This is a genomic window from Superficieibacter sp. HKU1, from assembly GCF_029319185.1.
Lineage (GTDB): Bacteria > Pseudomonadota > Gammaproteobacteria > Enterobacterales > Enterobacteriaceae > Superficieibacter.
The window spans coordinates 1,810,771-1,832,518 of the sequence record NZ_CP119754.1 but is presented as its reverse complement, the minus strand read 5'-3'; the positions used below and the strand labels follow the sequence as shown (position 1 = coordinate 1,832,518).

Below are 21,748 nucleotides of genomic sequence, written 5' to 3'. Positions count from 1 at the left end.
GCAAACGGTTGGCATTTGCGCCATCTACCGTTAACCTGATAGCGGATCTCCCTTCTGTAATCACAATGGAACTTCGCCATGTTTGAGAACATTACCGCAGCCCCTGCCGACCCTATTCTGGGCCTTGCCGATCTGTTTCGTGCCGATGACCGTCCGGGAAAAATCAACCTCGGTATTGGCGTCTATAAAGATGAAACCGGCAAGACGCCGGTACTGACCAGCGTGAAGAAAGCAGAACAATACCTGCTGGAAAACGAAACCACCAAAAATTACCTTGGTATTGACGGTATTCCGGAATTTGGCCGTTGCACTCAGGAATTATTATTCGGCAAAGGCAGCAGCATTGTCAGCGATAAGCGTGCGCGTACTGCTCAGACCCCAGGCGGGACGGGTGCCCTGCGTGTGGCGGCTGATTTTATCGCTAAAAATACCAACGCTAAACGCATCTGGGTCAGCAATCCGAGCTGGCCGAACCACAAAGGCGTATTTAACGCGGCGGGGCTGGAGGTACGCGAATACAATTACTATGACGCGGCTAACCATGCTCTCGATTTTGACGGCCTGCTGGCGAGCCTTAACGAAGCACAAGCGGGTGACGTCGTGCTTTTCCACGGTTGCTGCCATAACCCTACCGGCATCGATCCGACGCTGGAACAGTGGCAGCAGCTGGCACAGCTGTCGGTCGAAAAAGGCTGGTTGCCGTTATTTGATTTCGCCTATCAGGGCTTTGCCCGCGGGCTGGAAGAGGATGCCGAAGGTCTGCGTGCGTTTGCGGCACTGCATCAGGAGCTGATTGTCGCCAGCTCATTCTCCAAGAATTTCGGCCTGTACAACGAGCGTGTCGGTGCCTGCACGCTGGTAGCGGGCGATACCGCAACCGCCGATCGCGCTTTTAGCCAGATGAAGTCGACCATCCGCGCTAACTACTCCAACCCACCGGCGCACGGTGCTGCGGTAGTGGCGACGATCCTCAGCAACGACGCGCTGCGCGCCATCTGGGAGCAGGAGCTGACCGACATGCGCCAGCGCATCCAGCGTATGCGTTTACTGTTTGTGAACACCCTTCAGGAAAAAGGAGCTAACCGTGACTTTAGCTTTATTACCAAACAGAACGGCATGTTTTCGTTCAGCGGCCTGACCAAAGATCAGGTGCTGCGTCTGCGTGAAGAGTTCGGGGTGTATGCGGTAGCGTCCGGACGCGTCAACGTTGCCGGGATGACGCCGGATAATATGGCTCCGCTGTGCGAAGCAATTGTTGCGGTGTTATAAGACAGAGACCATTAAAAATGCCGCATCGTGATGCGGCATTTTTTAACGAAGACGTTGTTACCAGACCGGCATTTCATCCTGCAGGAAAGGATTATGCAGCCTTTCATGGCCAAGCGTCGACATCGGACCGTGGCCGGGAATGAAGGTGACGTCATCACCTAATGGCAACAATTTGCGCTTGATGGCATCAATAAGTTGCCCGTGATCGCCACGCGGGAAATCACTGCGCCCTACTCCGCCTTTAAAAATCACGTCCCCTGAGACCAGCAAACGGGAAAGTGGATCGAAAAACACGATATGCCCTGGCGTATGTCCGGGACAATGCAGCACTTCAAGGTTCACGTTACCAACGCTCACCTTGTCGCCCTCGTTAAGCCAGCGATCCGGCGTCAGCGGCTGACAATCTTCCAGCCCAAACATCCGGCTCTGGGCGGGTAAACCCTGAAGCCAGAACTCATCCTCTTTTTCCGGTCCCACTATCGGTACGCTGTAGAATGCTGCCAGCTCCGCAGCGGCTCCAACGTGATCGAGATGTCCATGGGTAAGCAAGATCTGCGTTAGCGTCACGCCGGACGCGGCAACTTCCTGTTTAATGCGTTCGGCATCGCCGCCGGGATCGACCAGCGCCGCCTGTGTTGTTTGCTCACACCAGATCAGTGAACAGTTTTGCGAGAAGGCGGTTACCGGAATAATACGATAGTTCATGCTGCTCCTGTTTCATTAAGCGTTTGATTACCAGTGGCGCGCTGGCCCGGTATCAATATGCACAAAGTTGCTACTCGGGTAATATCCTACACCACCTGAGCGCATAGATAACGCTGCTTTGCGAACATTGCTTAATGAAATGCCTTCGATATGGAAATCCATTGCCTGGCCTTTGGTGTGGTAACTGTTTTTTGCCACACCGCTACTGTGCCTGCGCAGGTCATCGTTAGTGTTTAGCGAACGATAGCCGGAGATAAGCTGCACCGGTTTGCGCGTGCCCAACAATCCCTGTAAACGGTAAAGCTGATCGAATAATTTAGGGTCGATGGACTTTATTTTATTCGCGCGGTAATCGCGAAAAAAATGGTTAAGTTTTGCTAATTCATCCTGAATATAGCCTCTGCCATCGAAAAACTCCGCTTTAATTGACTCACCTGTATGCAGGTTGTTTAACGTCAAAATACGCGGCCGTGGGGTCGAGAGGGTGGCAAATGCAGGCGTCGGTAAGATGGCAGCTGCGCCCAGCGCAACGCCACCTAACGCCAGCAACTTGCGGCGATTAGCGTCAAATTTGTCCATGATAATCAGGTCTACAGTAAAAGTATTAGTGTTGGTAATTTATGCACTTCTGGCGCACGAATGCACCTTACCGGGCATTATCTCTGGCGTCAAGGCTACCAAACCCAGCAAAAACGGGCCATGCAGCGATGCAGGCCCGTTTTTTTGCTGATCCTTTCGGCACTTACTTTTTCTGAACTACTTCATTTACCTGATTAATTGTTCCGCTTTTTCCATAATTTGTGCGCCAGATCGCGCAGTGAGATCGTAATTGTAAATATCTGTTCGATACTGCGCTTTACCATCAGCGCCAATAAACGCGGTCAAATAATAGAGATTGACCGGAATAGTTTGCGGAATATTAACGTAGCGGGTATCACCCTGTTTTAACGCGCCCGAAATGCGCGTGTCATTCCAGCCGGCATCCGTTAATAACATATTTGCCAGTTCAGCGGCTTTATTAACGCGGACACAGCCGGAGCTCAGCGCACGCGCGTCGCGCTGGAACAGGGTATGGTTCGGCGTATCATGCAGATAGATGGCATCTGAACTCGGCATGTTAAATTTATAACGGCCAAGCGAGTTGTGCGCCCCCGGAGCCTGCTGGAATCGGAAAGGTAGATTAGACGGCGTAATGGTTGCCCAGTCTACATTCCACGGATCGATTGTCTCATTGCTGTTCCAGCCACGCTTAACCGTATAACCATGACGCTCCAGATAACCCGGATCGTTCCACACCTTCGGCAGAATGTCTTTCCGCGCCAGCGTCGGCGGTACGTTCCACGGTGGGTTAACCACCACGTTATTTAATGCGCTGCTCATCATCGGCGTCTTGCGATCGGGACGACCGACAATGACACGCGAATCCAGCACCGGATCGCCATTCTGATAATACACCAGCGAATAGGCGGGAATATTGACCATAATGCCGGTAGAAAGCTTGCCCGGCAGCAGACGCAATCGCTGAATGTTAAGCGCCATTACGCCCGCACGTTGCGCAGGTGAAACATTCAGCCAGTCGCGGGTCGCCCCGCCAATAATGCCGTCGGCACCCAGCCCCTGCCACGCCTGGAAACGCTTCACCGCATCCACCAGGGTTTTATCGTAGGCCGCGCGCACTGGCTGGGCCGGTTTTTTCGCCGTTGCGTTAGTTTCCGTAGAAACCGCTGAAGGACTCACGGCAGCATCACCGGGAAGGGCAATGTCAGGACCACCATCCAGCATACCGTTACGCTCAAGGATCTCGCGCAGCGCCGGAATATCGTTACTCCACTGTCCTGGACGCAGCGAGACTTTACCGGTCAGTTGTGGCCACGGGCGACGATCTTCTGTCAGCGCAAGCAACGCCTGATGCATCGCCTCATACTGCGAATGCTGCGGCGCAAGCGTGGCGATAAACTGCGGCAGCGAACCGTCATCCAGCGCCATCTGCCATTGGTTGATCACCGACAGCGGCGGCGTTGCCAGCGCGTAAGGTTTACTGCTGTAAAGCCAGCGATTGCCCTTGACCGGAATACCGCTGACAAAGTGCAGGTAGCCCATCATGGCATCGGAAAGCACAACGTCACGCGCCATTCCGGTAACCGCAGGATCGGTCAATAACTGCACCCAGGTCGTAAACTGCGGCTGAAAACCGGCGATGGCCACTTCTGCCAGCTGCTGCTGAAACGCCTTTACCGCCTCGCGGTTTTCCCACATCGGCTTCATTTCTCGCGCCGCATACAGCGATGCCAGCGCGTTGAGATAGACGGGAGAGTATCCGGCCGGAAGCAGCGATTCAATTTCGGTGCGTCCCGCCTGCGGAGACTGGTTCTCCGGAAACGCCCGTACACCGGTCATCATTTCGACGGCACTGGACTGGGCCAGCGGCTGTGAGCCTTCGCTCATTGCGGCGACGTTATCCCCAGGAACCACTTCAGGCTCATCGGCCTGGGCGTTGAACAGTGGAGCAAATGCGAACGCCAGACATAAACTTAATGCTGACAATCGACGACCATAATTACCCTTTAGCAACATCCTTTGCCCCCTGTTTTGACGATGTAATGTCCGCTTTCTCTCAGTATATAAAGACAAAACCGGTTTTGCCTTACCTAATGTAAAGAAGATTAAAGATATTAGCACCCTTCTAAGGTAATACTGAATACAAAAAAGGCGGCATCGCTGCCGCCTTTTGGGTCCTTTTTCGGACTACTACGAAACGTCTGCGGTGCCCGGCAGCGGATCCGGCAACTGCGGGGCAAAACCTCGCAGCCCGACCACGTGTACATGTTCCGTATTCTGGAAGACTTTACGAACCAGTTTATAGGTGGTGCCTTTTTCCGGACTGATGTTTTCCGGCGCAGCGATGATAAGCTGCATTTCAAGCCGGTCACACAGTTCAAAGAGTGTGGCGATGGAGCGCGCATCCAGACGCGCCGCTTCGTCGAGGAACAGCAGACGGCACGGCGAAATGTCTTTGCCGCGCAGGCGACGCGATTCATCTTCCCAGCTCTGCACCACCATCACCAGGATAGACATCCCGGTACCGATCGCTTCACCGGTTGACAGGGCACCGGATTCCGCGCGTAACCAGCCGTCAGAACCACGGTTAACTTCCACTTCCATCTCCAGATAGTTGCGGTAGTCGAGCAGTTCTTCACCGATGGTTTGCGGCGTGCGCTGTCCCATGTCGATCTGCGGATTCAGACGCTGGTACAGCTTCGCCAGCGCTTCCGAAAAGGTCAGACGATTGCTGTTAAACAGATCCTGATGCTGTTCATGCTGCTCAGAAAGCACATCCAGCAGGGTCGCGTGGGCTTCACGGACGTTGACGTTGAGACGCACGCTGTTGACCTGGCCAAAGGAGACGCTTTGCAGTCCCTGGTTAAGCATCCGGATACGGTTCTGCTCACGCTGAATGGTCTTACGGATAATGTTCGCTGCACTTTTTGAGCTAATCGCCAGTTTCTGCTCGCGGGTGGTCAGCTCCTCCGTCAGGCGACTCAGCTCAATTTCCATCTGCTCGATGGCTTCAACCGGATCGTCGGTGCGAATGATATCCTGGCGGATACGCTCGCGCAGGTGCTGATAGACCGCCACGAAGAACTGAATCTTACGCTCAGGACGTTTCGGATCTTCCGACATGCGCAGCACGTCGCGCAGGTGCTCGTTATCGGCCACCGCCAGACGCAGCGCACCCAGCGCCTTATCCGACATAGATCGCAGCTCATCAGCGGAGAGATAGGCCAGCTCACGCCGGTGCAGGCGACGTTCCACGCCGTTGTCTTTCACCAGCCGCATAACCGCACACCAGCCCGCTTTGGCGCTCACCACCTGCTCACGCATGGCGAGATAATCACGTTCCAGCGCGCGCAGTTTACGGGTCAGGTTGTCCATTTCCGCCTCGCAGAAGGTCAACGCTTTTTCCAGCTGATTGCGCCGCGCACGGTTATTGCTTAACTGGCTGTGCAGTTCATCGCGACGACTACGCGCACGCTCTTCCGCACCGTTGTCGGCACGCACGCCAATATCCTGCAACTCTTTATGCAGGTCGCCCAGCAGCTCTTTTTTGGTGTCGTATGAGCTTTTCAGCGACGCCAGCACCTGATTGTACTGACTGAGCTGGGCCGCATGCGTACGCAGGGCATCGCGGGTGCGGCTACGTTCAGCTTCCGCCTGCTCAAGACGCTGGCGCAGTTTTTCATTCAGATCGCTGTTGCCGCTGAGCATTTCTGCCGAGTCGGAATAGCCAAAGTGCGCCCGGCGCTGGACCACTTCCGTCAGCGCAAACGCCTGCTGGCGAGCGTCACGCTGGGTCTGCTGCGACCAGGCGTAATCTTCCTTGAGCTGTTCAAACTGTTCCGGATCGCTTTGCAGCACGGACACCAGCGGCTCAAGTTTTGCCAGTTGATTACCGTGTTGCTGAATAAAGCGCACGGCTTCCTGCGCCTCGTCCAGACGCTCCTGAATTTCATCGACCCGGTCAGCAAGCGTTTCATCCGCCAGCAGGTTCAGGCGCGGCAGAAGACGGTTGAGCTGTGAAACGCCCTCTTTCGCCAGTTCAAACTGCGCGCGCTGCTGTTCGTTGTCACTTTCGTGGCTGGTAAGCCCACGTTCCAGTTCACCACGGCGGGTGGTTAACTGACGAATTTCCACTTCCGGATCGTCTTTAAACGCCACCGCCAGATGGCTGCCGATAAAGCGGCTGAAAGCCTGGTGCAGACGCTGGGTCTTCTGCACGTCAAACGACAGCGTGGCAAAGCGTTCGGAAAGCGTTTCACGCTCGGCGTGCAGGCTTTCAATACGGCTTTCACGCGCGGCGCGGCCAAACAGCGGTAGTTCAGGGAAGCGGGAGTAACGCCACTGGCGGTCGGCGATTTTCACCACCACCGCTTTTTCCAGTTCATCAACGGCGAATACGCTATCGTCAAACGACTGCGAATCGCCCTCGATCAGATACAGATCTTCCGGGCAATCTTCCAGCCCTTCGAGCTGTTCGGTCAGAAGCGACAGGTCCGGCACCACGATCGCATGACGCGACGGCCCATACAGCGCGGAGAAGTACGGCGCATCTTCCAGGCTAACGTCATCGTAAATTTCAGAAAGAAGCACGCCGCCAAAACGTTCGGCCAGCGCGTTAAGCCGCTGATCTTCCGATCCGCCCGGCTGACTAAGACGCTCAATCTCTTCATCAACGGCGTTTTTACGTGCGCCAACTTCATCGCGTAAAACGATAGATTCTCGCTCACGCTCCAGCAGCTGTTGCAGGTACTCCGTTACGTCCTGGCTGGTTTCGAAGGTTTCGCCACACTGATCGGCAAGCTGGTTCAGGCTGCTTTGCGCGGCCAGCCAGACCGGCGCACGCTTTTGCAGCGCCTGAATGCGTGCCTGCGTTTGTTCAAGCTCCTGCCGCAGATTCATGCGTTTTTCGTGGGCGTTTGAGACGCTGTCGGACAGGCTGGCAATACGCGCTTCCAGTTCCTGATGCAGCTCCTCAAGTTCCTCGATAGCGTAACGTTTACCCTGGCGCTTGTTGAATTCGGCTAACAGGCGCTCAGCGTCCTGCTGTTCGCGCAGACGCTGTTCCAGCTCGCTCAGGCGGCTGCGCAGCGGCTGCGCCTGCTCAGCAAGATGGCGCTGGTTGACGCCGTCACGCAGTAATTCACGCGCAATGTCCCAGGCTTCATCGCGGGCCAGCGGGCCGTTGATGGCTTCCACCAGCTGAAACGCCTGCTCAAATTGCTTGTGCGCGCTTTGCGCCACGTTCATCTTCTGTTCCAGCGACAGCAGGCGCTCGGTGGCTTCCTGCTCTTTCGCCTGGAAGGTTTCCAGCCACTCGTCCGCGCTGTCCGCCGTCAGGTCCGGCAGATGGCACAGTTCGCGCGCGCGCTGGAGGGCCTGTAACGCCTGGTTGTACTGAATGGCGCGGGTTTGCTGCACGTCCAGCGCCTGCTGGTAGTCGGCAAGCTGGTTTTTCAGCTCATCCACTTCCAGCTCAGCGGCTTCCGCCCGCGCTTCGTTATCTTCCTGGCGGTCAACGGCTTCGGCGACCACCTCATTCTGCTCTTCGAGACGGATTTGCAACTCTTCCAGATCCGACTCGTAACGTTCGATTTTTTCCTGCTGACGCAGCGCGGTTTGCACCAGGTTCAGGTGATCGCTGGCCGCCTGGTAATCGGCCTCCAGATCCCCTTCTGCACCGTTGTGCTCCTGCAATTCACGCGCCATCTCGACATGTTTGTACTGCTCCGCCGCCAGTTTCTTACGCGAGGTAAACAGTTCACGCCGGAACTCCAGCGCCTTGTCGAGATGGACCCGGCGTTCGTTGGCGTGACGCATATAATCTGCCGCCACATAATCTGTGGCTTCGGAAATCAAATGCTTGAACAGATCGCGATCCGACTGCGTCACGCGGATGGCTTCCAGCGTCATCCGGTTTTCGCGCAGCGCGGCTTCCATATCCTGGAAGGCTTTACGCACGCCGCTATTTTCCGGCAGCAGATAGTCGCGCAGGGAACGGGTGATGGCGCTGGAAATACCGCCGTACAGCGAGGCTTCAATCAGGCGATAGTACTTACTGCGGTCTGAGGCCGAGCGCAGACGACGCGCCACGACGCCCAGATCGAACATCAGCGAGTGGTAGTCGGTAATCGAGTTAAACTGCCTGAACTGTACGCCTTCCGTCGCTTCGAGTTTCTCTTTCAGTTCCGGAAGCGTTAACACCCGCGCCTGGCGCTCGTTTAATGCTTCGGTCAACAGTTCGGTCGGCCCGACTGACATCGGCAGGCCCTGGATGGCAAACGGTTTGATATCGACTTTGCGATCGCGTCCGGCAACCTGCTGTAATCGGACCCCCACCAGCACCCGCTGATGACGGGAGTTGATCACGTCCAGCACCGAGTAACATACCCCGGCCTTTAGCTTACCGTGCAGGCCCTTATCGCGGGAACCGCTGGTGGCCCCGGCTTCGGTGGTGTTACGGAAATGCAGCAGCGTCAGATCCGGGATCAGCGCCGTGACGAAAGCCGCCATGGTGGTGGATTTACCGGCCCCGTTCCCCCCGGACAAGGTGGTGACCAGTTCATCAAGGTCAAAGGTACGGGCAAAAAAGCCGTTCCAGTTAATCAGCGTTAGCGAACGAAACTTACCGCGTTCTAACATTATTCTTCCTCTCCGCTATCAGGCTGGCTTTCTTCGGCTTCATCATTCAGCTGCAGATGATTTTCAATCGGCATCGCTTCACCGTCGCGGATCATCCGCAATTGTGCTTCGCGCGGATCGTCGCCGCTGCGCACATCGGCACCAAAGCGGAAAACGGATTCCGTAATGCGAAACTTGCTGCTGTCATGCCCCATAAACCACACCATTCCCAGACGGCGCAGGCGGTTAAGCGACGAACGCACTTTTTCCTGCAGTTTCTGTCGGTCAACGTCAGAACCGGTAGAACGGTTGTTGACCAGCTTCAGCAGCTTACTTTCATCCGCCAGGGTAAGCAGTTCGTCGTACAGTTCCTGCTGCGTGAAAATGCCTTCGTTAGCCAGACGTTCCGGGCTGAGATAGAGGTAGCAGAGGATTTTACCCACCAACATATCCAGCTCAGAGAGGACCGAACGTGGGATAAGCGTGGTCGAACGCGGACGCAGGTAGAAGAACCCTTCCGGCGCGCGGATCAATTCTACGTTATAGCGAGCGTAAAACTCTTCCAGATACTCCTGGAAATCCATCAGGAAGGCATGGTTATCCAGCTCGTCAAGACCAATATGGCGACCCGAACGTAGCGCGCTATCCAGCGCCGGAAAAAGCGGGTTGGCCAGAGCCTGTGCCATTTTAACTGGCATCATTTGTTCAATATTTGTCAATGACATGCGCCTGTACCTTGGCTCCGTAATCATTAATTGGCTGCCATTGTGCCTGCAGCCCACTGAAATCAGCTTGTGCAACGCCCAGGCGCACGGCCTGGTCCACGACAATACGCGCCACGTCAAAATGGCGCGCGCGCGGATACTGCGTCAGATACTCGCGCACAACGAGTCCGAGATCCAACGGCAGACTTCTGGTTTTGTAGACTTCCAGCTGCTGTTCAATCATCGCAGCAAGCTGCTCGCGGATCTCGTTAAACTCTTCAAACTCAAGGTCTGCCGGAAGCTCACCGGTAACCTCTTCATCGCGCAGCGCCATCTCTTCATCGCGCATATCGAGCAAACGATCGGCGCTGGCGTAGGTCAACGCCCAGGGAGCATCCAGATACGTTTGTACCGACTGGCGCAGCCGCTGGGCAAAGACGCGGTTTTTATCCATATCAATCGCGGTACGGATAAATTTATGTACGTGACGATCGTATCCGATCCACAGGTCAATGGCCTGTTGCCCCCAGCTGACGATGCGGTCCAGCTTACTTTGCAGATCGAACACCAGTCGATCGACAAAATTCAGATCGTCACGCAGCAGAATGGCATCCTGAATGAGCAACAGGTTAGCCTGGAGCTTATCGCCTGCCGCATCGAGCGTATCCTGCAATTCACGCAGCGTGCCGGAGGTTTCAGAGAGCAACAGTTCGCAGCTGGAGATCGCCGCCCGCCAGTCTTTGTTCAGCAGTTGGGCGATATCGTCTTTGACCGACTGTTGCTGCTCATCCATCAAACGCTGGGTAAGATCGATACTGTCAAAAATTTCCGCCACCGAATATTTCAGGGGAGCATAAACGTTGCGGTGCCAGTGGAATTCATCTCCCCCTTCAACGGCAGCGTCAGCGGCGCGTTTCAGTTCGCTTGCGACGATCGACAACTGCATAGAAAGCCGAAGGGTGGAGAATTCGCGCTGGCGAATATAGTAGTCGGTGATGCCAATTCCCAGCGGCGTCAGGCGGTAAATGGCATTACCTTCCGCCTGTTCGCTGGTAAAGCGGTTCAGCAGACGTTGACGTACCATATCGTTGATGGCGTTATTCGCACGCACGCCAATGGTTTCGCTGGTTTGCTCAAACGCATCGCTGACGTGACGGAAAGCGTCAATAAGGACGCCTTCCGTCATTTCACCTTCCAGCCGTTCGCTGTTTAACGTGGCGACAGCCAGTAAAAATGAGAGCCTGTCGACCGGCAACTGAATGGAGAAATCATTTTTTCTGGCCCAGGCAACCAGTTCGGGGACTGTCTGGGAAAATTCACTCATCGGTTATCCTTGCATCTTCCTGCGGTTTACGCGCAGTGACGTGAATGTAACGGCCCAGGCTAATATAGGGTTCCTGACGGCAATAGCGCGTTTCTAATGCCAGCAGCGCGGCATAGCAATCATGCTGCTGATGTTTTTCGCGCAAATAATCATGAAATACCCGCACGCCGGTTTTCCCGGTTATCTGCCATCCTGCGTCTTGCAGCCAGCTATAGACCTGCTGCGGATCGCGTGGATAGTCCGGCGAGAGGGTTCGCTTTTTCTTTTTCGGCATTCCCGCCTGCACGTAGTCAAAATTGCCGGCCACCATATTGTGCATTAAAAAACCGTTGGCGTTGTAGAACATCAGCGACAGCGCGCCGCCGGGAGATAATACCGACCATAACGTTTGCAACATGCGCTGCGGTTCGGCAATCCACTCAAGCACCGCGTGAAACAATATCAGATCAACCGGCGATTCCAAATGCTGAGCGATCTCCTGAGCCGGGCATTGTACAAAATGCATGTTGTCGCTCACACCTTTATCTGCCGCTGCCAGTCGCGCACGCGCGATCATTTCAGCGGAAAGATCGCACAACGTTACGTGATGTCCACGTTCCGCCATTTTAATCGCCGTCTGACCTTCTCCGCCGCCCGCATCAAGAATGCGCAGTGGACGGTTGCCATATGACGCGAGCAGACTATCGAGATCCTGCCACAGGATCGCCTGACGCAGCTGGCCCTTAGTGGTGCCATAAATATTGCGGGCAAACTTTTCCGCGATGTCATCGAAATTGCGATCCTGCATAACTTCACTCCGCGATCCTGTTAAAGGCGCTATTTTGTCACAGCCGGGCAGAGAATGAAGCAATCTGGTGTAATATCCCGGACAAAGCAAGGTTGTATGGTTAAAAAAGGAACCACGAAGGATGCTTTTTACGCTAAAAAAATTCGTCGGCGGGATGATATTACCCCTGCCTCTGTTACTTTTATTGATTGGCTGCGGCGTAGTGCTGCTCTGGTTCAGCCGCTTTCAGAAAACCGGTAAAGGTTTTATCACCTTCGGCTGGCTGGCGCTGCTGTTGCTGAGCCTGCAGCCTGTGGCCGATAGTTTACTCCGTCCCATTGAAAATAAATACGCTACCTGGAACGGCCATGAGCAGGTTCAGTACGTAGTGGTGCTGGGTGGTGGGTATACGTGGAACCCGCAGTGGGCACCGAGTTCAAACCTGATTAATAACAGTTTGCCGCGGCTGAATGAGGGAATACGGTTATGGCGTGCGAACCCGGGATCGAAGCTGATTTTTACCGGTGGCGTGGCGGTGAGTAATAACGTCAGTACCGCTGAAGTTGGGGCCAGGGTCGCCGAAAGCCTTGGCGTGCCGCGCAGCGACATTATTACCCTCGACCATCCAAAAGATACGGAAGAAGAAGCCGCTGCGGTTAAAAAGGCAATTGGTGATGCGCCTTTCCTGCTGGTGACCTCCGCTTCGCATCTGCCGCGTGCAATGATTTTCTTCCGCCACGTGGGTTTGCATCCGCTTCCGGCTCCCGCGAATCAGCTGGCGATTGACTCACCGCTAAATCCGTGGGAGCGGGCGATCCCTTCCCCGGCATGGCTGGGCCACAGCGATCGCGTCGCGTATGAAACGCTGGGCCGCGTCTGGCAGTGGCTGAAAGGCGCGTCAGGTGAGCCAGGGCACGAGTGATTTTGCCGCCAGATCGAACCGGGCGCGGTCAAAGCGTCCGGTATTCACCAGTTGCGCCACTTCATCCCACAACAAATAAAGCCAGCGACGCCAGAGAAAGGCTTCCGCTACCGGCGCACGTTGCAGGTAATGCCACAGCAGATCTTCTGCCAGCCGGTTATCCGCCAGGCGAAACAGTTCATACTCTCGCGGAGCCCATAGCATGATGCCCGGCCCGACCATCGCCAGCAGTTGATCGGTACGTGCGTCTTTGAGCATGCTCATCAGCGTCAGATTACCGTGCACCAGCACACAATTGTCGTTAAAGCCCTCAAACAGCGCTGGCAGGCATTCACGGGCGCGAAACAGCAGCCGCTTATCCTGCATGGTTAACCCGGTATTGTGATAAAGATTGAGCGTGCTCCAGAGCATTTCGATCCGCTGGCGATACCACTGCGGCCACAGGTTTTCCTGAGTATTATCCACCATCCCTACGCAGCCACGGCTATCCTGACGATGCCATGCCAGCAGGCCTTCGACGATTTGATCCTTAAGCTGCTCCCAGCGCTGGGGGGTACGCGCAGGTGCTTCTACCGGCACGCCACGTAGCCGTTCAATCAGCAGGACATCCGGCCCCGGATGCTCTTCATGGGTGAGAACGCCATAGACCACGGGCATTCTTACCGTACCGCTACGCGCCAGCATGGATACTTTCCAGGCAAGCTGTCTGGCAAGGCCCGGCGTGGTAAAACTTTTCGCCATCAACGGCATAGGGTTGCCCTGCGAATCGTATAACGACCACAGCGAAGAATCGGCTTTCTCATTGACGCATTCCAGCCGACTGAGTTTTTCACCTAGCAGGTGGCTTAATTCGGCACGCAATTGTTCCATCACGGATAACCCTTATGAATGTGACTGATTTCATAATGAGCGCCTGAAGGGAGGATGTCACCGGGTAAGATCAAAGGTGCAACAGAAAAGTTGAAAAAATAATGAAAATTTGTCTCCCCTCCGGCTGGAAGGGAGACGGGGATCAGCGCATATCTGCGCGCACCCGTTCGAGATCTTCTGGCGTATCTACACCGGTACCCGGGACTTGTTGGGCAACGGCAACATGGATTTTTTCGCCGTACCACAGCACCCGAAGCTGCTCCAGCATTTCGATTTGCTCAAGTGGGCTGGGCGCCCAGCTGACATAGCGGCGGATAAAACCGGCGCGATAGGCGTAAATGCCGATGTGACGCAGCAGCGTATCGCCAATAGTCTCGCGCGACCGGGCAAAACGATCGCGATCCCACGGGATTGTTGCGCGAGAAAAATAGAGGGCATAGCCCTGTTCATTCATCACCACTTTAACCGCATTCGGGTTAAAAGCCTCTTCAGCATCGTGGATCGGCACCGCCAGCGTCGCCATGCCCGCCTCACTCGCGGCAATATTTTCTGCCACCTGACGCACAATCGCCGGCGGGATCATCGGCTCGTCACCCTGAATATTGACGATGATAGTGTCATCGCTGAAAGCGCATTTCTCCACCACTTCCGCCAGCCTTTCGGTGCCGGACTGGTGATCGGCACGCGTCATGCAGACTTCGCCCCCCGCCGCTTCCACGGCGCTGGCCACGTCCGGATGATCGGTTGCCACGATGATGCGCGCCGCGCCGGATTCGCGGGCGCGATCCAGCACGTGCAGGATCATCGGTTTGCCGTTGATATCCTGGAGAGGTTTGCCCGGCAGGCGGGTTGAGGCGTAGCGCGCCGGAATAATAACCACGAAACTCATGGACGGCTCTCTTCTGCATTTAGCTGACGGGCTTCGGTTTCCAGCAGCACCGGAATACCGTCACGCAGCGGAAACGCCAGGTGATCGGGTTTACAGATAAGCTCCTGTTTATCCTGGCTATAATATAACTTGCCGTTACAGACCGGGCAGGCAATGATTTCAAGCAAACGATGATCCATAATTCCTCCAGAGGGACCGAAAAGGTCCGTTGCAACCTATCATAATGGCATATCAGGCTACGTCAATTTCCCAGCCGCTGCGCTGTTGCGTAAAGAGCTTTTCGGGCAAAAAACCGACCTGAATACGCGTTGCGCCCTGCCAGCGGGCAAAATCGTTAATGGCGGATTGCAGGCCTTGCTCAAGCATGCGGCTGATACTTTCTCCCGCTTCCAGCCATAGCGAGATGATTTCCAGTACGCCCTCTTTACGATGCATTTTACAGTCCATGCGCCCTACCAGCCTTCCCCGGTGCAGCAGCGGCAGTACAAAGTAACCGTATTTACGTTTCGCGGCAGGCGTATAACACTCCAGCCGGTAGCTAAAGTTAAACAGCTGTTCCGCGCGTTTACGATCCCAGACAACGGGATCAAACGGCGAGAGCACCACGCTGTGCGTGGCGTTAAGTTTGCCTTCCTGCGCCGCAGGCAGCAGAGGCAGAAGATCCGTATGCAGCCATAGCTGTCCCAGCGTTTCAACCTCAACGGGGACGATCTGTTTTTGGTCCTGCCAGCGTGCCAGTAATGCAGCGCTTTTGGGCTGGCGTAGCCGGTAATAGTCCGCCAGCCATTGAGGGCGAAAAATCCCCAGACTACGGGCGCTGTTTAACAGCATTACCTCTTCCGCCGCGTCCTGGCTGAGCGCGTCGCGAGCGTCATCCCACTCCGGTAATACCCGGCTGGTCAGGTCATAAACCCGTTGAAAGTTGCGCCGCTCTACCACCATCACTTTTCCGGCGGTAAATAATCCTTCCAGATGACGCTTGTGCGGCTTCCACTCCCACCAGCCGCTTGAGCCTTTTCCTGAATGGGCAAAATCTGCTGAGCGTACCGGACCCTGCTCGCGGATATGCGCCATTAACTGCTCAATTTCCCCGACGTTCTCTTCCATCCACGTCTGACGATATTTCCATCCCATATTTTCCGGGGCCAGCATCCGGTGGCGTACCAGCGAAAAATCACTGCGGGGAAGGAAACAGGCTTCATGCGCCCAGTATTCCATTAGCTCACCACGGCTTAACGCTTCATCCAGCCAGGCCTGCGGATAATTCCCCAGACGGCTGAACAGCACCAGGTAAGGACTACGGGCGACAATGTTGATGGTGTCAATTTGCAGGAGCGACATCTGGCGGACAGTGCGCAGGATATCGTCAGGCTGAGCGCGGCGTCGGGGCTTTTTAAGCAGTCCCTGCGCAGCAAGATGAAGACAACGCGCGGCATGTAGAGAGAGCATGTATTTCCCCGTCATGATCCCGGCGCTCGCAGCAGGAGGCTAACGCTGCGCCAGGAGAGTAAGTTTCGCCAGCAGTTGTTGCACGTCATCGCCCTGGAGTTCGGCATTGACCGGTAAATACCACCAGTTATCCTGCGCAAACGCCCGGCACTTGACCGCGTCCTTCTCGGTCATGAGCAGGTTTTGCCCTGGCTGGGTCATCGCCTGTACGTCAGCCTGAATCAGTGCCTGATGATCGGCCAGCGCGACGGTTCTTACTGGCCGCACGCCGCCCTTTTCCAGGGTTGTGAAAAAACGCGGCGGATGACCAATACCGGCCATTGCCACCACGTCGGTAAGCGTCGACATCTCGCGGCGTTCACCGGTCAGCAAATTTATCGCCTGTCCCGGACGCAAAATCATGGGGATTTCACCCGGCGCAGGTTCGCCGCCGTTGGTAATCACCGCATCGACCGTTTGCAATCGCGACGCACGCTCGCGCATGGGGCCGGCAGGCAGCCACCAGCCGTTACCAAAGCGGCGTACGCCATCCACCACCACAATTTCCAGGTCACGCGCCAGACGATAATGTTGCAGGCCGTCATCGGTAATAATGAGCTGTAATTCGTGCTCTGCCAGCAGCGCGCGAACGGCGTCGGCCCGCACTGGCGAAACGGCGACAGGCGCACCGGTGCGCTGCCAGATAAGCACGGGTTCATCACCTGCGCTGGCAGGCGCGGTGTCGGCGTCGAGAAGCAGAGGATAGCGGTCCGCCTTGCCACCGTAGCCGCGAGACACCACGCCAACGCGGATACCGCGCTGCTGGAGTTGCTCAACCAGCCAGATGACCACAGGCGTTTTGCCGTTACCTCCGGCGGTCAGATTGCCCACCACCACCACCGGTACCGGTGCCCGCCACGACTTTTTCAGGCCGAGGCGGTAGCTCAGACGAATAAGGCCGCTCACCAGCCCATAAAGCCAGGAAAGCGGCAGCAACAGCCGCCAGAGCGGGGAATCACCGGACCAGATACGGGCGATCATTGACCGAACTGCATCTTATGGAGCTGCGAGTAAACCCCGCGCATTTCCAGCAGGTCATGATGGTTTCCGCGTTCAACGATGCGGCCATCTTCAACCACCACAATTTCATCGGCCTGTTCAATGGTTGACAGACGATGCGCAATCACCAGCGAGGTGCGGTTCTTCTGCAGCTCATCCAGAGCCGACTGGATCGCCCGTTCAGATTCGGTATCCAGCGCGGAGGTGGCTTCATCAAGGATCAGAATGGGGCTGTCGCGCAGCAGTGCACGCGCAATCGCAATACGCTGACGCTGTCCGCCGGAGAGCATTACGCCGTTTTCGCCAATAATGGTGTCGAGGCCATTATCCATTTTGTTGATAAAGTCCATGGCATACGCCATACGTGCGGCTTGTTCGATCTGCTCGCGACTGTAAACGTCAGTGCGCGCATAGGCAATGTTGTTGGCAACCGTATCGTTAAATAGGTGCACGTTCTGCGAAACCAGTGCAACCTGATTACGCAGTGATGACAGCGTGTATTCACGCAGGTCATGGCCATCAAGCAGGATTTGCCCTTCATCAACGTCATAAAAGCGCGTGATCAAACTGGCAATGGTGGACTTGCCCGAACCAGAACGGCCTACGAGCGCGACCGTTTTACCTTCAGGGATGGTCAGATCGATATTGCGCAGCGCCGGGACTTCACGCCCTGTATAGGTGAACGTGACGTTACGAAATTCCAGATCGCCTTTCGCACGTTCAACGACAAAAGTGCCCTGGTCTTTTTCCTGCTCGGAGTCGAGAATGGTAAACAGCGTCTGGCAGGCGGCCATCCCGCGCTGGAACTGAGCGTTGACGTTAGTCAGTGATTTTAACGGACGCATCAGCGCGATCATTGATGAGAACACCACGGTGATCGTACCGGCAGTCAGGGTCTCCATTACGCTGGGGAAGCTTGCCGCATACAGCACAAAAGCCAGCGCCAGGGAGGCAATTAGCTGAATAATCGGGTCAGAAATGGAAGAGGCAGAAACCATCTTCATTCCCTGTAAACGCATTTTGTTGCTGACTTTATCGAAACGCTTTGTTTCGACGTCCTGTCCGCCAAAAATTAGCACCTCTTTGTGCCCTTTCAGCATCTGTTCTGCGCTGGTAGTGACCTGCCCCATGGTATTCTGCATATTCTTACTGATGCTACGAAAACGTTTGGAGACCAGTCGAATCGCAAATGAGACAATGGGCGCAAGGACGATCAGGATCAGCGACAATTGCCAGCTGTAGTAGAACATCATAATGAACAGGCCGATAATCGACGCCCCTTCACGCACCACGGTAATGAGCGCACTGGAAGAGGAAGAAGCAACCTGCTCCGAGTCATAGGTAATGCGCGACAGCAGCGTCCCGGTGGACTGCTTGTCAAAAAAGGAAACCGGCATCCCCATCATATGACTGAACAGGCGGCGACGCATGGTCATCACCACTTTGCCTGAAACCCATGAGATGCAATAGCTGGAGATGTAGCTGGTAATACCCCGCACAATCATCAGCCCAATCACTACCAGCGGCATCCATAGCAGCACCGAGCGATCTGTTTTACCAAAACCATCATCCAGTAATGGTTTAAGGAGCGATAACATGAAGGTATCGCTGGCTGCGTTAAGGATTAACGCAATTGCCGCCACGATCAGACCCGGCTTGAAAGGGGCAATAATCGGCCAAAGTCGGCGGAAGGTCTGCCACGTAGAGAGATCTTTATCGTTATGCATTCAAAAAACCAGCATTTGTTGAAATAGCCGCATATTCTACCCGTTATCTGCGGGCGCGCCAAACCACTGATGATACCAGCGGGGCAAAATTTGCTCTCGCAGGCTGCTGATTTGCCATCCTTCATCGGAAAAAGTGACCGTAATTTGCCCATGATGAGGCGTATCAAGCCATTGATATCCCTGTTGCCGGTAGCGTTTTACTACTTTCGGCGATGGAAAATGCCATGCGTTGTAACGCGAGGCGGACGCCAGCGCCGCTTTTCCATTCACCCGCTGTATCAGCGCGATCCCTGATGAGGTATTGCTGCCGTGGTGGGGCACCTGAATAATGGTAGACGCCAGATGCTGCCAGTAATGACTGAGCAGAGCGAGTTCCGCTGGCGTTTCGATATCGCCGGTTAATAAAATACTGTGCCGGCCATCCTCAACCTTCACCACGCAGGAGCGGTTGTTACCCTGCGTTTGATTATCTTTTAGCGGCCAGTGAGCGCTAAAGGTTAGCCCCTCCCACTGCCAGCGTTCTCCACGAAAACAAGGCTGGTGCCCTTTCCAGCTTAACGGGCTGCGGATCCATGCATCAGGCCACGCGTCATGAATGGCGTTTAGCCCACCGCGATGATCGAGATGCTCATGGCTAATGATGATGCCTTCGGGTCGCAGATGGTGCCAGCGCAGCCAGGGGATAATCAGCTGTTGGCCGGAATCACCGCCGGGCCACGCCAGCCCGGTATCATACAAAATGGCCCTACCGTGACGTTCAATGACCATGCCCAGCCCCTGCCCGACATCCAGCATATGTATCGCCCACACGTCTTTTCGCTCCTGCCGCCATAGCGGAAAGGCCAGTATCACCAGCAGGGTCAGTGCAACGGCGTTCATGGCGCGCCAGGCCCGAAAACGCCAGAGTACCAACGCTATCCACGGCATTACTGTAATGCCCTGCCAGCGCGCATCTACATCCAGCCAGCCATCGGGCAATTGGCGTAACAGGTAAAAGAGCAGCGCCAAAAGCCGATCCGTCAGGTACCAGAGCCCCTGTTCCACTACCTGAGGCCCGGTGAGATGCAGCAGCATTCCTGCCAGGATCAGCGGCACAATCACGAAAGTAACCAGCGGGACCGCAAACAGGTTCGCCAGCAGGGACGTCATGCTGATACCGTGAAACAGCAGCACCTGGAGCGGTAACAGCAATATCATCAAACCCAGTTGAAGATGTATCAACCCAACAAAATGGCGCAGCGGTGCCCGCATTCTCCACGCTGGCAACGGCACCCACTGATACCAGAAAATCAGCGCTGCCACAGCAAACGCCGAGAGCCACAGGCTTTGTGACAGCACGGCCAGTGGATCGCAAAACAGGATGGCGGCGATACAGCATAGCCAGATGTCCCATGACGACCATTGACGCCCGCTTAAGCGCAGGCCATACCATATTCCCAGCGCCACAATGGTCCGTAGCGCAGGCGGCTGTAAGCCCGTGATCCATGCGTAACCTGTTGCACAAAGGAAGCCAAAAATTAACGGCGTCCGCCAGCTAATCAGACGGCATGGCAGGAAAAATTGCAGGCCGCGGATCAGCAGCCAGCCGAGCGACGCCCCGAGGGCGATATGCAGACCGGAGATCGCCATCAGATGCAGGGTGCCGGTCTGCTGCATCAATTTTTTGGCCTCGGTGGAAACGGCCAGACGCTCTCCTAAGCCCAGACCTAAGATCACCCCCTGCCAGGGATAATCGGCCAGCGTCGCAGAGAGCGAAGCAAGATAGGTCGCCCGTAAACTGCAGCTGGCATCCAGCGCTTTTGCCTCGATAAAGCGGCCGGTCAGAGGATTATGTCGTGCAAAGGCGTTGCGCTGGGTATCAAATCCCCCCTCATTTAGCTCGCCATGAACGGCCCTTGCACGAATGGTCATCGCCCAACGCTGCCCGGCACAGCCTGCCTCGGGTAGATAATTGCCGTAAAGGGTAATGCCCGGTGCCGGGAACAGGCGTTTTCCATCATAGTGCGTGATCGTGCCCTGATGCGTCGTTGCCCCATCGGTTGCAGTAAGGGTCATTTCGACACGCTGATTTTTACCGGTGAGATGCTGCGCAGGCCATAAGATTTGATGCGCGGTCAGGATACCCCAGCAGAAGAACAGACCCGTCAATCCAATAAACCGAAGGGATCGTGGACGGCGACATGCCAGCATAATCGCAATAATGGCGATGAGTTTCGTACAGCCTACACCCGGCAGCGTTGGCAGCCAGATTAATGGGGCGAGACCTGCAATCACACAGATCGCCAGTTGTGGTAAACGCATAGAGACCTCCCTGTCAGGGAGAGTGTCGCGCTATGTTATAAGGTTGTCCGCAGGGATTTGCCTGGTTTGCGGCAGGCTATGTAGGGAATCGGCAGGATTGCTGCAATGCACAGGCAGCATTGCGAGGAGTATTCCATTTTTCGTCAGGAGACAGAGATGAAAAAAGCACCCGCAGGTGCTTTTTACGTGTTCAAGTTTCGTCGTTAACTATACGGCGATAACTCAATCACCTTCATAAATATTGGCGCGGTCGCGTAATTCTTTACCCGGCTTAAAGTGTGGAACGTATTTACCTTCCAAATCCACTTTATCACCTGTTTTTGGGTTACGCCCGGTGCGAGGAGCTCGGTAATGCAATGAAAAGCTGCCGAAACCGCGGATTTCAATACGCTCCCCAACGGCAAGGGTAGAGGCCATATGTTCCAGCATCTCTTTCACGGCATCTTCAACCGCTTTTGCCGGGATATGCGATTGCTGGCTTGCAAGTCTTTCGATTAACTCTGACTTGGTCATGATTCCTCCGGTTTCCTTAATGGCCATATTCGCTAACAGCTTGAACAAGGGCGGCCGTAGCCGCCCTTTGTGCTTGATTACAGAACGAAAACTGT

Annotated in this window: 17 protein-coding genes; 2 read left to right on the top strand and 15 right to left on the bottom strand. The window is 55.3% G+C overall.

Going from position 1 to position 21,748, the window contains the following annotated elements; all coding sequences use genetic code 11:
- The first annotated feature begins 78 nt into the window (after window positions 1-78).
- The gene (locus tag P0H77_RS08740; RefSeq protein ID WP_276164502.1) at window positions 79-1,269 is read left to right on the top strand and encodes an amino acid aminotransferase; all 1,191 of its coding nucleotides are present in this window, start codon (window positions 79-81) and stop codon (window positions 1,267-1,269) included.
- 57 nt (window positions 1,270-1,326) lie between these two features.
- Here the strand turns inward: P0H77_RS08740 and P0H77_RS08735 are convergent, their stop codons facing one another.
- The 7 genes from P0H77_RS08735 to cmoM form a co-directional block, all read right to left on the bottom strand.
- A complete protein-coding gene (locus P0H77_RS08735) occupies window positions 1,327-1,974 on the bottom strand; it encodes an MBL fold metallo-hydrolase (RefSeq protein WP_276164501.1) in 648 nt (215 codons plus the stop codon).
- A 27-nt stretch (window positions 1,975-2,001) separates the two neighbouring features.
- Complete coding sequence (locus P0H77_RS08730; protein ID WP_276164500.1) at window positions 2,002-2,553, bottom strand: YcbK family protein; 552 nt, start codon at window positions 2,551-2,553, stop codon at window positions 2,002-2,004.
- A gap of 186 nt (window positions 2,554-2,739) precedes the next feature.
- Complete coding sequence (gene ldtD / locus P0H77_RS08725) at window positions 2,740-4,548, bottom strand: L,D-transpeptidase (RefSeq protein ID WP_276164499.1); 1,809 nt, start codon at window positions 4,546-4,548, stop codon at window positions 2,740-2,742.
- 174 nt (window positions 4,549-4,722) lie between these two features.
- Window positions 4,723-9,171, bottom strand: coding sequence for a chromosome partition protein MukB (gene mukB / locus P0H77_RS08720; RefSeq protein ID WP_276164498.1), 4,449 nt, complete (start codon window positions 9,169-9,171; stop codon window positions 4,723-4,725).
- Window positions 9,171-9,875, bottom strand: a complete 705-nt coding sequence (gene mukE, locus P0H77_RS08715) for a chromosome partition protein MukE (protein ID WP_276164497.1) — start codon at window positions 9,873-9,875, stop codon at window positions 9,171-9,173. The genes mukB and mukE overlap by 1 nt, the downstream gene beginning before the upstream one ends.
- On the bottom strand, window positions 9,856-11,178 hold the full coding sequence (gene mukF / locus P0H77_RS08710; protein WP_276164496.1) for a chromosome partition protein MukF: 1,323 nt from the start codon (window positions 11,176-11,178) through the stop codon (window positions 9,856-9,858). The genes mukE and mukF overlap by 20 nt, the downstream gene beginning before the upstream one ends.
- Window positions 11,171-11,965 (bottom strand): tRNA uridine 5-oxyacetic acid(34) methyltransferase CmoM, encoded by a 795-nt coding sequence (cmoM, locus tag P0H77_RS08705; RefSeq protein ID WP_276164495.1) that lies wholly within the window; start codon window positions 11,963-11,965, stop codon window positions 11,171-11,173. Before cmoM ends, mukF begins: the two co-directional genes overlap by 8 nt.
- Before the next feature lie 121 nt (window positions 11,966-12,086).
- On the opposite strand from cmoM, the gene elyC reads away from it, so the two are divergent.
- Window positions 12,087-12,866 (top strand): envelope biogenesis factor ElyC, encoded by a 780-nt coding sequence (gene elyC / locus P0H77_RS08700; protein WP_276164494.1) that lies wholly within the window; start codon window positions 12,087-12,089, stop codon window positions 12,864-12,866.
- Here elyC and P0H77_RS08695 read toward each other — a convergent pair.
- From P0H77_RS08695 to ihfB, 8 genes are all read right to left on the bottom strand, one after another.
- Window positions 12,843-13,736: a YcbJ family phosphotransferase gene (locus tag P0H77_RS08695; protein WP_276165081.1), complete on the bottom strand. Its 894-nt coding sequence runs from the start codon at window positions 13,734-13,736 to the stop codon at window positions 12,843-12,845. The genes elyC and P0H77_RS08695 overlap by 24 nt on opposite strands.
- A 142-nt stretch (window positions 13,737-13,878) precedes the next feature.
- Window positions 13,879-14,625 carry a 3-deoxy-manno-octulosonate cytidylyltransferase gene (kdsB, locus tag P0H77_RS08690; protein ID WP_276164493.1) on the bottom strand — a complete coding sequence of 249 codons (747 nt, stop codon included), beginning with the start codon at window positions 14,623-14,625 and terminating at the stop codon, window positions 13,879-13,881.
- Window positions 14,622-14,804, bottom strand: a complete 183-nt coding sequence (ycaR, locus tag P0H77_RS08685) for a protein YcaR (protein WP_276164492.1) — start codon at window positions 14,802-14,804, stop codon at window positions 14,622-14,624. The genes kdsB and ycaR overlap by 4 nt, the downstream gene beginning before the upstream one ends.
- A 52-nt stretch (window positions 14,805-14,856) precedes the next feature.
- On the bottom strand, window positions 14,857-16,074 hold the full coding sequence (locus tag P0H77_RS08680) for a winged helix-turn-helix domain-containing protein (protein WP_276164491.1): 1,218 nt from the start codon (window positions 16,072-16,074) through the stop codon (window positions 14,857-14,859).
- Between the two features lie 39 nt (window positions 16,075-16,113).
- Window positions 16,114-17,094: a tetraacyldisaccharide 4'-kinase gene (gene lpxK, locus P0H77_RS08675; protein ID WP_276164490.1), complete on the bottom strand. Its 981-nt coding sequence runs from the start codon at window positions 17,092-17,094 to the stop codon at window positions 16,114-16,116.
- Entirely contained in the window at window positions 17,091-18,839 is a 1,749-nt protein-coding gene (gene msbA, locus P0H77_RS08670; RefSeq protein ID WP_276164489.1) for a lipid A ABC transporter ATP-binding protein/permease MsbA, read from the bottom strand. Before msbA ends, lpxK begins: the two co-directional genes overlap by 4 nt.
- 36 nt (window positions 18,840-18,875) lie before the next feature.
- Window positions 18,876-21,140 (bottom strand): ComEC family protein, encoded by a 2,265-nt coding sequence (locus P0H77_RS08665; protein ID WP_276164488.1) that lies wholly within the window; start codon window positions 21,138-21,140, stop codon window positions 18,876-18,878.
- A 222-nt stretch (window positions 21,141-21,362) separates the two neighbouring features.
- Window positions 21,363-21,653 (bottom strand): integration host factor subunit beta, encoded by a 291-nt coding sequence (ihfB, locus tag P0H77_RS08660; protein ID WP_049840220.1) that lies wholly within the window; start codon window positions 21,651-21,653, stop codon window positions 21,363-21,365.
- Window positions 21,654-21,748: the final 95 nt, after the last annotated feature.